A 15544-nucleotide genomic window follows, 5' to 3' on the forward strand; every position below is an offset into this window, starting at 1 on the left:
CTCCAAGCGTTGATGTGGCCGAGCCAATTCGTTGGCCCGGCAATGGGTCAGCCGTTGACCACGGTGCCGCCGTTGACGTGGATCACCTGGCCGCTCACGTAGGCTGCATCGCTACTGGCCAGGTAGACATACGCCGGCGCCACTTCATCGGGCTGGCCGGGGCGCTTCATCGGCGTGTTGGAGCCGAATTCGGCGACCTCGTCGGCATCGAAGGTCGACGGAATCAACGGTGTCCAGATCGGTCCGGGCGCGACGCCGTTGACACGAATGCCGCGCTCGGCGAGGTTCAACGACAGCGAACGGGTGAAGGCCGTGATTGCGCCCTTGGTGGCCGAATAGTCCAGCAGTTGCGGGCTGCCCTTGTAGGCAGTCACCGATGTGGTGTTGATGATCGAAGCGCCCTTACCGAGATGCGGTAGCGCCGCCTTGGTCATCTGAAACATGCCGAAGATGTTGGTGCGGAAGGTCTTCTCCCACTGCTCTTCGCTGATGTCTTCGAGCTTTTCCTGCGGGTGCTGCTCGGCGGCGTTGTTGACCAGGATGTCGAGCTTGCCGAACGCGGCGAGGGTCTCGTCGATGACCTTGCGGCAGACGTCGCGATCGGCCACATCGCCGGCGAAGGTCAGGCAGCGACGGCCGTACTGTTCGACCACAGTGCGGGTTTCCTCGGCGTCCTGATGCTGGTCGAGGTAGAGAATTGCCACGTCGGCGCCCTCACGGGCGTAGAGCACGGCCACCGAGCGGCCGATGCCGCTGTCACCACCGGTGATGATCGCCACCTTGCCTTCGAGCTTGCCCGCCGCCTTGTAGTCTTCGCCGCCGTATTCCGGGCGCGGGTTCATCAGCCCTTCCTTGCCGGGCTCGGGCTGCTCCTGCGGCGGTAGGGTCTGATTGTCTTCAGCCATGGAAAATCCTCCGTCAAGGTTATGAGCCTGTCTTCGGAGGACTTGAACGGCGCGAGAAAAGTTTCTACGGGGCGATGAGAGGGCCCTGTACAGGGCCCTCGAAGGGTCAGTTCAGCGTCAGCACGACGCGGCCGCGGGGTACGCCGCTTTCGACATACTGGTGGGCTTCGACTGCCTGCTCGAACGGGAACTGGCGGTCGAGCTGCGGCCAGATCAGCCGATCCACGGTGAGCTGGTTGATATGCTGCAGCGCACGCTCCACGGCTTCACGGTTCTGCTCAATGCCCAGCTCCGGCTGCCCGGTGAAGTCGCACAGGCAGTGCAGGAAGAACTTGAAGTTCTTCTTGAAGGCCGCACACACCGGCAGGGCCGTTTCGTTGCCGCCGTTCATGCCATAGAGGATCAGCTTGCCCAGCGGCGCCATGACGTCGCCGAGCAGTTTCATCTGCGAACCGCCACAGGCATCCAGCACCACGTCGACGCCGCGGCCTTCGGTCACCTTCTGCAGGCGGCCGACCAGGTCTTCCTCTTCGGTGACGATCACCGTCTCCGCGCCCAGCTCGCGCAGGTAGTCGCGGTCCTCGCTGGTGTCGCAGGTGGCGATCACCCGGCCGCCCAACGCCTTGGCCAGCTGTACGGCTGCCGGCCCGGTACAGTGAGCCGCCTGGTTGATCAGCACGTACTGGCCGGGTTCCAGCTGGGCCAGTTCGACCAGCGCGAAATAGCTGACCAGCATCGGCGTGTAGTGGATCGCCGCCTCACTGGCACTGAGCATGTCCGGGTAACGCACCAGCGCCTGCTGCGGCAACAGCGCATGCTCGGCGTAGAGCGGATACTGATTGAGATCGTGGGCCGGGAAGCCGGCAACATGATCGCCGACACTGAAGCCCTGAACGCCCTCACCCACCGCCAGCACCTCGCCCGCCACCTCGCTGCCGAGCCCGGCAGGCAGACGCGCGTGTCGTGGCGCGAGGTCCTGGCGCCAGAGCACGTCATTCCAGCTGACGCCGATGGCGCGCACGCCAATCAGCACCTCGCCTGGGCCGGCAACCGGCATTGCGCGTTCCTCGTGGCGCAACACGTCGGCCGGGCCGAACTGATGAAAACGGATGATGCGGGACATTTCGACCCCTCACTTACTACTGTGCGAACGGACTCTATCGTCAGTATCGTCACAACTCCAGTGAACGGCGTGGATTCCCATCGATAGTTCCCATGCGCGGTAATGATGGAACTACGTATGTATGCTTGCCGGCGCATTGCAGCTTTGTGCATTTCGAAAGCGGGATCGGGCATGCCGTTGGCAGCCGAAGCTGTCTAGAATGCAGACCACCCTCCAGAGCCGGACGCCTCCTGGTCCGGCTGCAGGCTCGACGTGAACCAGGTATGAATCGCAACGACCTTCGCCGTGTTGACCTCAATCTGCTGATCGTCTTCGAAACGCTGATGCACGAGCGCAGCGTGACCCGCGCAGCGGAAAAGCTGTTTCTCGGCCAGCCGGCGATCAGTGCCGCCCTGGCACGACTGCGCACGCTGTTCGACGATCCGCTCTTCGTCCGTACCGGCCGCAGCATGGAGCCGACCGCCCGCGCGCTGGAGATCGCCCAACTGCTTTCACCGGCGCTGGACTCGATCTCCACCGCCGTTAGCCGCGCCTCGACCTTCGACCCGGCGACCAGCACCCAGGTGTTTCGTATCGGCCTGACCGATGAAGTCGAGTTCGCCCTGCTACCGCCGCTGCTGCGCCGCCTGCGCGCCGAAGCGCCGGACGTGGTGCTGGTGGTGCGCCGCGCCAACTATCTGTTGATGCCCGGCCTGCTGGCGTCCGGTGAGATCTCGGTGGGCGTCTGCTACACCGAGGAGCTGCCGGCCAATGCCAAACGCAAGGTACTGCGCCGGCCCAAGCCGATGCTGCTGCGTGCCGACAGCATTCCCGGCCGGCTGAGCATGGAGGACTACTGCAGCCGTCCGCATGCGATGGTCTCCTTTGCCGGCGATCTCAACGGCTATATCGACGAGGAACTGGCGCTGCACGGCTGCAAGCGCAAGGTGGTCCTGGCGGTGCCGCAGTTCAACGGCCTGGCCAGCCTGCTTGCCGGCACCGACATCATCGCCACCGTCCCGGACTACGCCGCCGCGGCGCTGGCGGCCAACGGTGGCGTGCGCGCCGAACCGCTGCCCTTTCAGACCAGCCAGGATTTCGAGCTGTCCATGGCCTGGCGCGGCGCCCAGGACAACGACCCCGCCGAGCGCTGGCTGCGCTCGCGCATCCAGATGTTCGTCGGCGATCCGGATAGTCTCTGACAGGCCCGACGCCTGGGGCTTCGCAGCGCGTGCCGGGTAGACAGGCCTGCTCCCGCCAGTGATGCGCTAACCGTTTTTCGTGGTTTCAAGCGTGGTCGCTCGGGAATGCCGCGTCGAGGCTTCGGCCGCGGCAGGGTTCATTCGCGGCCAATACCGCTCCCACGCAAAGGTGAGCAATATCCTCGCGCTGCGCTGATAACGAATGCGCAACCATCACCGCCAATGATATTCACCTTCGCCTCGTTCGATTTTTGCTGAACGGCTTGACCACGCAGACTCCTGCCATCAACAAATCCGACTTGCGGAGTCAAGCATGGAACGTTCGTTCAACGCCTTGCGTTTTCCCCTTATCGCCCTGACGGTGCTGATCACCGCCGCTTGTGGCAAGGCACCGGAGGCCACCCAGTCGGGCATGCCGCCGCCCGCCGTCAGCGTCGCGGAAGTCATCGAGCAACAGGTGACCGAGTGGGATGAACTCACTGGCCGCCTGGAAGCGCCGGAGTCGGTGGAGATCCGCCCGCGCGTGTCCGGTTTCATCGACAAGGTGGCCTTTGAGGAAGGCGCGCTGGTGAAGAAAGGCGACCTCTTGTTCCAGATCGACCCGCGCCCGTTCCAGGCTGAGGTCAAGCGCCTGCAGGCGCAGCTGCAACAGGCTCGTGCCAACCAGCAACGCACCGTCGCCGAAGCCGAACGCGGTGAGCGCCTGCGCAAGAAGAACGCGATTTCCGACGAGCTCGCCGACGCCCGTGTCAGTGCCGCCAGCGAAGCCCGCTCGGCAACCGCGGCGATTCAGGCGCAACTGGACCGCGCGCAGCTGGATCTCTCCTTCACCCGCGTGACCGCGCCCATCGACGGCCGCGTCGGCCGGGCGCTGATCACCGCCGGCAACCTGGTCAACGCCGGCGAGGCGCTGCTGACCACGCTGGTCTCCACCGACAAGGTCTATGCCTATTTCGAGGCCGATGAGCGTACCTACCTCAAGTACCGCGAGCTGGCGCGCAACGGCGACCGCGGCGAGGCGACCCCGGTCTACCTCGGCCTGTCCAGCGAGGACGGTCACCCGCACCTGGGCCACATGGACTTCGTCGACAACCAGGTCGACCCGCGCACCGGCACCATCCGCGGTCGCGCCGTGTTCGACAACCGCGACGGCAGCTTCACCCCCGGCCTGTATGCACGCCTGAAGCTGGTCGGCAGCGCCACCTACGACGCCGTGCTGATCAAGGACGTCGCCGTCGGTACGGATCTGGGCAAGAAGTTCGTCCTGGTACTGGCTGAAGACGGCACTGTCGCCTACCGCCCGGTCGAGCTCGGTCCCAAGCTCGAAGGGCTGCGCATCGTCCGCAGCGGCCTTGCCAAGGGCGAAAGCATCGTGGTGAACGGTCTGCAGCGTGTGCGCCCGGGCAGCCCGGTGCAGCCGGAGTCGGTACCGATGGCCGACGCGGAGACCCTGGCCACATTGCGCCAGCAGAACCGTGCGATCAGCGAAGCGATGAAACCGCAGGTCGTCGAGCGTAGCCTGGCTCAGCGTCCTAGCAGCTGAGCTTCTCCCCCAACTGACCTGAACTCCGGCGCGCCTGCCGCGCCAATCCGATCGATCCGCCAGGGCGCCAGACGCGCGCCCTACCCCGGAGTGCGCCATGAATTTCTCGCAATTCTTCATCAAGCGGCCGATTTTCGCCGCCGTGCTGTCGCTGGTGATCCTCATCGGCGGGGCCATCTCGCTGTTCCAGCTGCCGATCAGCGAATACCCCGAAGTCGTCCCGCCCACCGTGGTGGTACGCGCCAACTTCCCCGGCGCCAACCCCAAGGTGATTGGCGAAACCGTCGCATCCCCGCTGGAGCAGGCCATCACCGGCGTCGAGGGCATGCTCTACATGTCGTCCCAGGCGACCGCCGACGGAAAGCTGACCCTGACCATCACCTTTGGCCTGGGCACTGATCTCGACAACGCCCAGGTGCAGGTGCAGAACCGCGTCACGCGCACCATGCCGACCTTGCCCACCGAGGTGCAGCGCCTCGGCGTGACCGTGGACAAGGCCTCGCCGGACTTGACCATGGTGGTGCACCTGACCTCGCCGGATCAGCGCTACGACATGCTCTACCTGTCCAACTACGCCGCACTCAACGTCAAGGACGAGCTGGCGCGGCTGGATGGCATCGGCGATGTGCAGCTGTTCGGCATGGGCGATTACTCCCTGCGCGTCTGGCTCGACCCGGAGAAGGTCGCCTCGCGCAACCTCACCGCATCGGACGTGGTCAACGCGATTTGCGAGCAGAACCGCCAGGTCGCTGCAGGTTCTCTGGGCGCACCGCCGGCACCGGGCGCGACGGACTTCCAGCTGTCGATCAACACCCAGGGCCGCCTGGTCACCGAGGAGGAATTCGAGAACATCATCATCCGCGCCGGTGAAGACGGCTCGATCACCCGCCTGAGGGATATCGCCCGTGTCGAGCTAGGCTCCAGCCAGTACGCGCTGCGTTCGCTGCTGAACAACCAGCCCGCCGTCGCCATTCCGGTATTCCAGCGCCCGGGTTCGAACGCCATCGAAATCTCCGATTCGGTACGGGCACGCATGGCAGAGCTGAAACGCGACTTCCCGGAAGGCGTGGACTACGAGATCGTCTACGACCCGACCATCTTCGTGCGCGGCTCCATCGAAGCGGTGGTGCACACCCTGCTCGAGGCCATCGTGCTGGTGGTGCTGGTGGTGATTCTGTTCCTGCAGACCTGGCGCGCCTCGATCATTCCGTTGGCCGCGGTGCCGGTGTCGCTGATCGGCACCTTCGCGGTCATGCACCTGCTCGGTTTCTCGCTCAACGCGCTGTCGCTGTTCGGCCTGGTGCTGGCCATCGGCATTGTGGTGGACGACGCCATCGTCGTGGTGGAAAACGTCGAGCGCAACATCGGCCTCGGCAAGTCGCCGGAGGAAGCGACCCGTCAGGCCATGAAGGAAGTGACCGGCCCGATCATCGCCACGGCGCTGGTGCTCTGCGCGGTGTTCATCCCGACGGCGTTCATTTCCGGCCTCACCGGGCAGTTCTACCAGCAGTTCGCGCTGACCATCGCCATTTCCACGGTGATCTCGGCCTTCAACTCGCTGACCCTGTCGCCGGCACTGGCCGCCGCACTCCTCAGGTCGCACGACGCACCAAAGGACGGCTTCTCGCGTCTTCTCGATCGAATTTTTGGTGGCTGGCTGTTCGCGCCGTTCAACCGCATGTTCGACCGCGCCAGCCATGGCTACGTCGGCCTGGTGCGGCGCATCCTGCGCGGCAGCGGCATTGCGCTGGTGGTCTATGTCGGCCTGGTCGGCCTCGGTTACATGGGCTTCGCCAGCACGCCGACCGGTTTCGTGCCGCCGCAGGACAAGCAGTACCTGGTCGCCTTCGCCCAGCTGCCGGACGCCGCCACGCTGGACCGCACCGAGGACGTGATTAAGCGCATGTCGGAAATCGCCGGCAAGCACCCGGGCGTGGAGAACACCGTGGCCTTTCCGGGGCTGTCGATCAACGGTTTCACCAACAGCCCCAACAGCGGCATCGTCTTCGTCGCGCTGAAGGACTTCAGCGAGCGCAGGGACCAGAGCCTGTCCGCGGGTGCCATCGCCGCTGAGCTCAACGGTCAGTTCGGCGTCATTCAGGAGGCCTTCCTGGCGATCTTCCCGCCGCCACCCGTACAGGGCCTGGGCACCATCGGCGGCTTCCGCGTGCAGGTGCAGGACCGCGGCAACCTCGGCTACGAGGAGCTGTACACCCAGGTGCAGAACGTCATCGCCAAGAGCGCCGACTATCCGGAGCTGGCCGGCCTGTTCACCAGTTACCAGGTCAACGTGCCGCAGGTGGATGCCGACATCGACCGCGAGAAGGCCAAGACCCACGGTGTGCCGATCGACGAGATCTTCGACACCATGCAGGTCTATCTCGGCTCGCTGTATGCCAACGACTTCAACCGCTTCGGCCGTACCTATCAGGTCAACGTCCAGGCGGACCAGAAGTTCCGCCTGGCACCGGAGCAGATCGGCCAGCTGAAGGTGCGCAACAACCGCGGCGAGATGGTCCCGCTGTCGACCTTCGTCAACGTCACGGACAGCGCCGGTCCGGATCGGGTGATGCACTACAACGGCTTCCTCACCGCAGAGATCAACGGTGCCGCCGCACCGGGATACAGCTCCGGTCAGGCCGAGGCGGCCATGGAGCGTCTGCTCAAGGCTGAGTTGCCGAATGGCATGAGCTACGAATGGACCGAGCTGACCTACCAGCAGATCCTCGCCGGCAACACCGCGATATTCGTCTTCCCGCTCTGCGTGCTGCTGGCCTTCCTGGTGCTGGCCGCGCAGTACGAGAGCTGGAGCCTGCCGCTGGCGGTGATCCTGATCGTGCCGATGACGCTGCTGTCCGCCATCACCGGAGTGATCCTGGCCGGTGGCGACAATAACGTGTTCACCCAGATCGGCCTGATCGTGTTGGTGGGCCTGGCGTGCAAGAACGCGATCCTTATCGTCGAGTTCGCCAAGGACAAGCAGGAGGAAGGCATGGACCGGCTGGCCGCAATTCTCGAAGCCTGTCGCCTGCGTCTGCGGCCGATTCTGATGACCAGCTTCGCCTTCATCATGGGCGTGGTGCCGCTGGTGCTCTCCAGCGGAGCTGGCGCCGAGATGCGCCACGCCATGGGGGTCGCGGTGTTCAGCGGCATGCTCGGGGTGACCTTCTTCGGTCTGCTGCTGACCCCGGTGTTCTATCTGGTGATTCGTGCCTTCGTCGAGAAACGCGAAGCCCGCAAAGCGGTTTACAAGGAGGTCCGTGCATGAAGTTCTTCGCCCTTTCCCTGCTCACTCTGGCATTGAGCGCCTGTGCGGTTGGCCCGGATTACCGGGCGCCGCAACCGGAACCGGCGCGTATCGGCGGTACTTCGGCTGGCGACTACGACCGCACGCGTTTCGAGGCGGCTTGGTGGCAGCAGTTCGACGACCCGACGCTGGACGCCCTGGTCGGCGAAGCGCTGGCCGAGAACCGCGAACTGCGCATCGCCTATGCCCGCCTGCGGTCGGCACGGGCGATTCGAGACGACGTCAGCAATGATCGTCTGCCCACTGTCACCGCGGGCGCCAGCGCCGATATCGGCAAGGCCCAGCAACCGGGCGTGACCGAACAGCGCGTGAATGCCGAACGCTATGACCTGGGGCTGGACATGGCCTGGGAGCTGGACCTGTTCGGCCGCATCCAGCGCCGCCTGGAAGCCAGCGAAGCGCAGGCCGAAGCCGTCGAGGCTGACCTATACCAACTCCAGGTCAGCCTGATTGCCGAGCTGGTAGATGCCTACGGTCAGCTGCGCGGTGCCCAGCTGCGTGAGCGCATCGCCCGCGACAACCTGGCCAACCAGCGCAATTCCCATGAGCTGACCGAACAGCTGCGCGAAGCGGGCGTCGGCAGCGAACTCGACGTTCTGCGTGCCGATGCCCGTCTGGCGGCCACCGAGGCCAGCCTGCCGCAGCTCAGGGCGCAGCAGGCGCGTGCGCGCAACCGCATCGCCACCCTGCTCGGCCAGCGCGCCGATCAGCTCAGCGTCGACCTCTCGCCCCGCGAACTGCCGGCAATCGCCAAGGCGCTACCGATTGGCGATCCCGGCGAGCTGCTGCGTCGGCGCCCGGACATTCGTGCGGCGGAACGCCAGCTGGCCGCGGCCACGGCCGATGTAGGTGTGGCGACGGCCGATCTGTTTCCGCGGGTGAGTCTGTCGGGCTTTCTCGGCTTCGTTGCCGGGCGCGGCTCGCAGATCGGCTCCAGCGCGGCACGGGCCTGGGGCGTGGCGCCGAGCATCAGCTGGGCAGCGTTCGATCTGGGTAGCGTGCGTGCCCGTTTGCGCGGTGCCGAAGCGGACGCCGATGCGGCGCTGGCCAGCTATGAGCAACAGGTATTGCTGGCACTGGAAGAGTCAGAGAACGCATTCAGTGATTACGCCAACGCCCAGCAGCGCCTGCTCTCATTGCTGCGACAGTCCACGGCCAGCCGCGCCGCCGCACAGCAGGCGGGGATTCGCTATCGCGAAGGCACTGCGGACTTCCTCGTGTTGCTGGATGCCGAGCGCGAACGGCTAGTGGCCGAGGACGCCCAGGCGCAGGCTGAAGTCGAGCTCTATCGTGGCGTGGTTGCCATCTACAAAGCCCTCGGCGGCGGCTGGAAGCCAAGCGCCTGATACCTACCTCTCGTTGGATCGACTTTCTGGTTGATCTCTTCTGCCCCGGGTATGGCATCGCCACGGGGCATTTTTTTGCCTGCTCGGCGGCACGCAACCGGATCGACTGCCTAGTTCATGAGCGGAACGCAACACTGATTCTGACCTGAACGCCTCCCCTCCTTGGTTCATTTGCCCCGCTGATGACCCGCGGTTTTTCGATGCGGGCGAAAAGATGTTCGCCGTCCTCGGTTTTCGCGGCGAAACCCTAAAACGCTTGTGTAATCTGCCGTGGCAGACGCGGCGCAACAGCGTCAGAGCGGGCGCAATTGGAGGTTCGCCAAGCAAAAATGTGACACGGTCTTGCTCCCGTCGGGTTGGTTCGGGAAAGCGCTTTCAGTCGTCACTTATCTTTGGCATAAGGAGCGGCTGAAAGCCTAGAAGTATCCTCGCGGTCGGTCCGCACGGATGCACTGCCAACCAACCAGAACAAAGAGTCTTTCATGAAGCCGATCATTACTCTTGCTGGGCTTGTGCTGGCGGTCGCCAGCGCCTGTGCCCATGCGGAGCCCATCGTCATCAAGTTTTCCCATGTAGTGGCCGAAGACACCCCCAAGGGCAAGGGTGCGCTGATGTTCAAGCGCCTTGCAGAAGAGCGTCTGCCCGGTCAGGTGCGGGTTGAGGTCTACCCCAACTCGACACTATTCGGCGATGCCAACGAGCTTGAAGCGCTGCGCAACGATGAAGTCCAGTTGCTCGCTCCCTCGCTTGCCAAATTCGAGCAGTACACCAAGCAGCTGCAGGTATTCGACCTGCCCTTCTTATTCGATGATCTCGACGCCGTCGATCGCTTCCAGAAACGCTCCAAGGGTCGCCAGCTGCTGCGCTCGATGGAAGACAAGAACATTACGGGCCTGGCCTATTGGCACAACGGCATGAAGCAGCTATCGGCGACGCGCATGCTGCGCCAGCCGAGCGATGCGTCGGGGTTGAGCTTCAGAATTCAGCCGTCGGCTGTGCTCGAAGCACAGTTCGGTGCAGTCGGCGCCAGCACCCAGAAGATTCCGTTCGCCAATGTCTACGACGCATTGCGCTCCGGTACCGTGCAGGGCGCGGAGAACCCCTGGTCGAACATTTACAGCAAGAAGATGCATACCGTTCAGCCGTACATCATCGAAAGCGACCACGGCGTCGTCGACTACATGCTGGTGAGCAACACCCGCTTCTGGATGGGGATGCCGCACAGGGTTCGGTCCGAGCTCGAAGCCATCGTCGATGAGGTTACCTTCATGGTGAACCAGGAGGCCGAAGCGCTGAACAAAGCGGATCGCGAGCGGATTCGTCAGGCTGGCACATCGGAGATCATCACGCTGACGCCCGAAGAACGCCAGCGCTGGCGCGATGCAATGCGCCCGGTATGGAAAGAGTTCGAACCCGTTATCGGCGCGGATATCGTCAACGCTGCTGAAACCGTCAATCGCAAGCAACACAACTGAACGGCCTACCCGGCATAACGAAAAGCCCCGCCAATTTGGCGGGGCTTTTTTCGCTCAACTGCATGAGGCTCGCTGAAACGCTCAGCGCGCGGGTGGCGTTGTCGACAGCACCGGCTCCTGATCCAGCTGCTGGCTGTCCCAGCCACCGCCCAATGCGGCAATCAACAACACGCTGGCGGTCAGCCGATCACCCAGCAGCGTCAAATTGGTTCGCTCATTGTTCAACGCCGTGGTCTGTACCGTGGCTACGCTAAGAAAGTCGACCATGCCGGCCCGGTACTGGTTTTCGATCAACCGCAGCGACTCCTGAGCGGACTCCAGTGCTTCACGCTGCACAACGGCCTCCTCTTCAAGCACCCGCAATTGCACCAGGTAATCCTCGACTTCGCGGAAGCTGTCGAGCACGGTTTGCCGATAGGTTGCCACGGTCTGGTCATAGCCCGCCTCTACGCGCTCCAGCTCCGCGCGCCGGCCGCCGAAATCAAGCAGCGTCAGCGCAAGTTGCGGACCGAGTGACCAGAACCGGTTGGGCACACTGAACAGATCGCTGAAGCTGCTATTTCGGTAGCCACCGCTGGCCGACAGGGTCAGGTCCGGATACCACGCGGCCTGCGCAACACCAATATTGGCATTGGCTGCCATCACCTGGCGCTCGGCCGAAGCGATATCGGGCCGACGCTCCAGCAACTGCGACGGCACAGCGAGCGGTATCGCCGGCAGTGGCGGGATGTCATCGCGTACAGCGATGCCCAGCTCCGATGGCGCCACGCCGATGAGCACCGCGATTGCGTGCTCCATCTGCGCCCGCTGCCACCTGAGATCGATGGCCTGGGCCTGAGTGCTCTTGAGCTGCGTCTGCGCCTGACTGACGTCGGACTTGGGTGCGATGCCCGCCCGGTACTGATTCTCCGTAAGCCGAAGCGAGCGTGCGTAGGCGTCGACCGTCTGGTCCAGCAGGCGCTGATGTTCGTCGATCACCCGAAGCTGCAGATAGGTTTGCACCAATTCCGCCTGCAGGCTCAGCCGAACCGCAGCGAGGTCCGCGGCACTGGCCTGCATGTTCGCCCGGTTAGCCTCCAGATTGCGCCGCAGGCGGCCCCAGATATCCGCCTCCCACGACGCACTGAGCCCAGCTTCATAGCTCTCACCCACGCCGCTGCTGTAGGTACTGGTGGTGGAATTGGACCCGCCGCCACCCTGTGCAGAACGGGTCACCCCTGCGCTGCCGGAAAGGATCGGAAACAGCTGCGAGCGAGCGCCGCGAACCAGTGCGCGCGCCTGACGAAACTGCGCCTCGGCAGCAGCTAGATTCTGGTTGGAAACGTTCAGCCGCCCGACCAGCGCATCCAGTTCGGCATCGCCGTACAGTCGCCACCATTCACCGCGTTGCAGTGCATCGGCTGGCGCAGCGGGCTTCCAACCTTCGGCCTGCTTGAAAGCTGCCGACGAAGGCAGGTCCGGCCGTTGATAGTCGGGCCCGAGCGTGCAGGCACCCAGCGAGAGGGCCAGTGCGACAACAGCGAGGGGGCGCAATGCAAAATTCAGCGACAACGGGTTCATAGCGAGTTTTCCAGGGCGGCGTCGGTGCGCACACCGCGCCAGCTGTTGAAACGATGACGCAGACGATCCAGGTACAGATAGACCACCGGCGTGGTGTAGAGCGTGAGGATCTGGCTCAGCAGCAAACCGCCGATGATAGTCAGACCCAGCGGCTGGCGCATCTCGGCCCCTTCCGCACCGCCGAGCAGTAGCGGCAACGCACCGAGGATCGCCGCCATGGTGGTCATCAGGATCGGCCGGAAACGCAGCAGGCAGGCGCGGTGGATCGAATCGGCGGGCGACAGCTTGTCCTGGCGCTCGAACTGCAACGCCAGGTCGATCATCAGAATGGCGTTCTTCTTCACCACGCCGATCAGCAGGAACAACCCAAGCAGCGAGATCAAACTGAACTGGTCGCCAGTAAGAATGATTGCCAGCAAGGCGCCCACGCCTGCCGACGGCAGTGTCGAGAGAATGGTCAACGGGTGGATGTAACTCTCGTAGAGGATGCCGAGAACGATGTAAACCAGTAGCAAAGCGCCGAGAATCATAAGCGGCTGCCCTTGCTGGGTGCTCTCGAATGCACTGCCGGTACCGCCGAGGCGGCCCTGTACCTCACTCGGCATCCCGATCGCGGCGATGGCGCGCTCGATAGCCAGCGTTGCCTGGTCGAGACTGACCCCGGGAGCGAGGTCGAAATCGATGTTCTCGGCAGCGAACTGTCCATCGTGGCTAACGCGATCTTCCTCCAGGCTACGCTCGTAGCGGGCGAAAGCAGCCAGCGGCACGCGGCGGCCATCAGCGGTTACCACATGAATCTGCTCCAGCACCTCCGGGTATTGCGCGTAGCTCGGGTCGATTTCCATGACCACCTGATACTGGTTCAGCGACTCATAGATCGTCGAAATCTGCCGCTGGCTGAAGGCGTTGTTGAGCAGCGTTGTCACAGTGCTCATATCGATGCCCAGCCGCTTGGCTGCATCGCGGTCAACCTTGAGGCTGATCTGTTGCGCGCCCTCACCGTCGTTGGCATCAATGCTGGTCAGCTCTGGCAACGCTGACAGCGCTTGGGTAACGCGCGGCACCCAGGTGCGCAGGTCGGCCAAGTCGCTGGCCAGCAATGTGTAAGCATAGGCCGAGCTGCTTTGCCGTCCGCCACCGAACTGCAAGTCCTGATCGGCCATGAGGAACATTCGCCCGCCGGGTACCTTGGGCTGAGCGCTGCGAATCCGTTCGATGACTTTCTGCGCTGAGATACCGCGCTCGGCCAAGGGTTTGAGCCGGACGATCATGAACGCATTGTTGATGCCGCCCTGCCCTCCGATGAAGCCGGCAACGCTCTCAACTGCCGGATCGGCCAGGACCGCCTTGCGGAAGATCTCCATTTTCGGCTGCATGACCTGAAAGGACATGCCGTCGTCACCACGAATGAAGCCGGTGAGCTGCCCGGTATCCTGCTGCGGCAGAAACGTCTTGGGCACTTGCACATACAGCACCACGTTCAGCGCAATGGTCGCCAGCAGGCTCAACAGGGTGATGCGACGATGGCGCAGCGCCCAACTCAGCGACCGGTCGTAATGGCGCAGCAACCACTGATGCGCCTGATGGCTCCAGCGCTGCAGGCGCCCGTCCTTCTCGGGCTCGTTTGGTTTCAGCCAGCGCGCGCAGAGCATCGGCGTAAGCGTCAGCGAAACCAGCAGCGATACCAGGATCGCCGCGGCCAAGGTGATGGAAAACTCCCGGAACAACCGCTCGACGATGCCGCCCATGTACAGAATCGAAACGAACACCACCACTAGCGAGAGGTTCATCGACAGCAAGGTGAAGCCGACCTCGCGGGTGCCGATGTAGGCAGCCTGCAGCGGTGGCACACCATCATCGATATGCCGTGCGATGTTCTCCAGCACCACGATGGCGTCATCCACCACCAGACCCGCAGCAAGAATCAGCGCCATCAGCGACAGAATGTTCAGGGAAAATCCGAACAGGTACATGACAGCAAAGGTGCCCACCAGCGAAACCGGTACGGCCAGCGCAGGGATCAGCGCCGTGCGCAGGCGGCCAAGGAAAAGGAACACCAGCACGATGACCAGGCCCACTGCGATCAGCAGGGTGCGCTCGGCCTCGTGCAACGTGGCGCGGATCACCGGCGAGCGGTCCATGGCAACGTTCAGATCGACGCTGCCCGGCATGATTGCCTGCAGTGCGGGAAGCTCTCGGCGAATGCCTTCGATGGTCTCGATGATGTTGGCGCCGGCCTGGCGATTGACGATCAGTAGCACGGCCTGTTCGTTGTTGAAAAAACCGCTGTTGTAGCGATCCTCCACTGAATCCCGTACCCGCGCCACGTCACCGAGACGCAGCGCGGCACCATCCTGGTAGCGGATGATCAGCGGCGTGTAGTCAGCCGCCTGGTGCAGCTGGTCGTTGGCGCGGACCTGCCAGTGCTGGTCATCGGTTTCGACCATGCCCTTGGGTCGGCGGACATTGCCATTGGCGATGGTCTGGCGCACTTCATCCAGGGATACGCCGTACTGCTCCAGCTGCTGCGGCTGCAACTCCACCCGTACCGCCGGCAGCGAACTACCGCCAACCTGGATCTCGCCGACACCGGACACCTGCGACAGCTTCTGCGCCAGGATGGTGGAGCCAAGGTCATAGAGCTCGGCCTTATCCAATACGTCAGAGGTGAGCGAAAGCACCATGATCGGCGCTTGCGACGGATTGATCTTGCGGTAGGTGGGCATGCTGCGCATACCGCTGGGCAGCAGGTTGCGCGCGGCATTGATGGCGGCCTGCACATCGCGGGCCGCACCGTTGATGTCACGCTCGAGGTCGAACTGGATGATGATCCGCGTCGACCCCTGGCTGCTGCGGCTGGTCATCTGGCTCACCCCCGCAATGCTGCCCAGCGAGCGCTCCAGCGGTGTCGCTACGCTGGACGCCATGATCTCCGGGCTGGCGCCAGGCAGGCTGGCCTGCACGGTGATTACCGGAAAATCCATGTTCGGCAACGGGGAGACCGGCAGCAGACCAAAGCTGACGCCGCCCAGCAACAGGATCGCCAGGCTCATCAACATCGTCGCCACAGGCCGGGCAATGAAGGGTGCCGACAGGTTCATGCG

At 63.8% G+C, this 15544-nt stretch carries 9 protein-coding genes; 5 read left to right on the forward strand and 4 right to left on the reverse strand.

Annotated elements, in window-relative coordinates:
* Positions 1–47: 47 nt before the first annotated feature.
* Positions 48–905 carry an SDR family oxidoreductase gene (locus AAEZ08_RS02260; protein ID WP_500123622.1) on the reverse strand — a complete coding sequence of 286 codons (858 nt, stop codon included), beginning with the start codon at positions 903–905 and terminating at the stop codon, positions 48–50.
* A 106-nt stretch (positions 906–1011) separates the two neighbouring features.
* Positions 1012–2028, reverse strand: coding sequence for a zinc-dependent alcohol dehydrogenase family protein (locus AAEZ08_RS02265; protein WP_041013760.1), 1017 nt, complete (start codon positions 2026–2028; stop codon positions 1012–1014).
* Positions 2029–2291: 263 nt separating this feature from the next.
* Between AAEZ08_RS02265 and AAEZ08_RS02270 the strand changes: the two genes are divergently transcribed.
* From AAEZ08_RS02270 to AAEZ08_RS02290, 5 genes are all read left to right on the forward strand, one after another.
* Positions 2292–3209, forward strand: coding sequence for a LysR substrate-binding domain-containing protein (locus AAEZ08_RS02270; protein ID WP_014820192.1), 918 nt, complete (start codon positions 2292–2294; stop codon positions 3207–3209).
* A gap of 313 nt (positions 3210–3522) precedes the next feature.
* Positions 3523–4752 (forward strand): multidrug efflux RND transporter periplasmic adaptor subunit MexE, encoded by a 1230-nt coding sequence (gene mexE, locus AAEZ08_RS02275; protein WP_042928125.1) that lies wholly within the window; start codon positions 3523–3525, stop codon positions 4750–4752.
* A 97-nt stretch (positions 4753–4849) separates the two neighbouring features.
* Positions 4850–8020, forward strand: coding sequence for an efflux RND transporter permease subunit (locus AAEZ08_RS02280; RefSeq protein WP_500123623.1), 3171 nt, complete (start codon positions 4850–4852; stop codon positions 8018–8020).
* Positions 8017–9405: an efflux transporter outer membrane subunit gene (locus tag AAEZ08_RS02285; protein WP_500123624.1), complete on the forward strand. Its 1389-nt coding sequence runs from the start codon at positions 8017–8019 to the stop codon at positions 9403–9405. The genes AAEZ08_RS02280 and AAEZ08_RS02285 overlap by 4 nt, the downstream gene beginning before the upstream one ends.
* Positions 9406–9887: 482 nt before the next feature.
* Positions 9888–10880 carry a TRAP transporter substrate-binding protein gene (locus tag AAEZ08_RS02290; RefSeq protein ID WP_058065839.1) on the forward strand — a complete coding sequence of 331 codons (993 nt, stop codon included), beginning with the start codon at positions 9888–9890 and terminating at the stop codon, positions 10878–10880.
* A gap of 81 nt (positions 10881–10961) precedes the next feature.
* Here AAEZ08_RS02290 and AAEZ08_RS02295 read toward each other — a convergent pair whose 3' ends face one another.
* Together AAEZ08_RS02295 and AAEZ08_RS02300 are read right to left on the reverse strand one after the other, a co-directional pair.
* Positions 10962–12440: an efflux transporter outer membrane subunit gene (locus tag AAEZ08_RS02295; protein WP_500123625.1), complete on the reverse strand. Its 1479-nt coding sequence runs from the start codon at positions 12438–12440 to the stop codon at positions 10962–10964.
* Positions 12437–15541: an efflux RND transporter permease subunit gene (locus tag AAEZ08_RS02300; protein WP_181066593.1), complete on the reverse strand. Its 3105-nt coding sequence runs from the start codon at positions 15539–15541 to the stop codon at positions 12437–12439. The genes AAEZ08_RS02295 and AAEZ08_RS02300 overlap by 4 nt, the downstream gene beginning before the upstream one ends.
* Positions 15542–15544 lie beyond the last annotated feature (3 nt).

Origin of the sequence: Pseudomonas sp. E45-MNA-CIBAN-0222 (assembly GCF_040310405.1) — a bacterium.
Lineage (GTDB): Bacteria > Pseudomonadota > Gammaproteobacteria > Pseudomonadales > Pseudomonadaceae > Stutzerimonas > Stutzerimonas stutzeri_AC.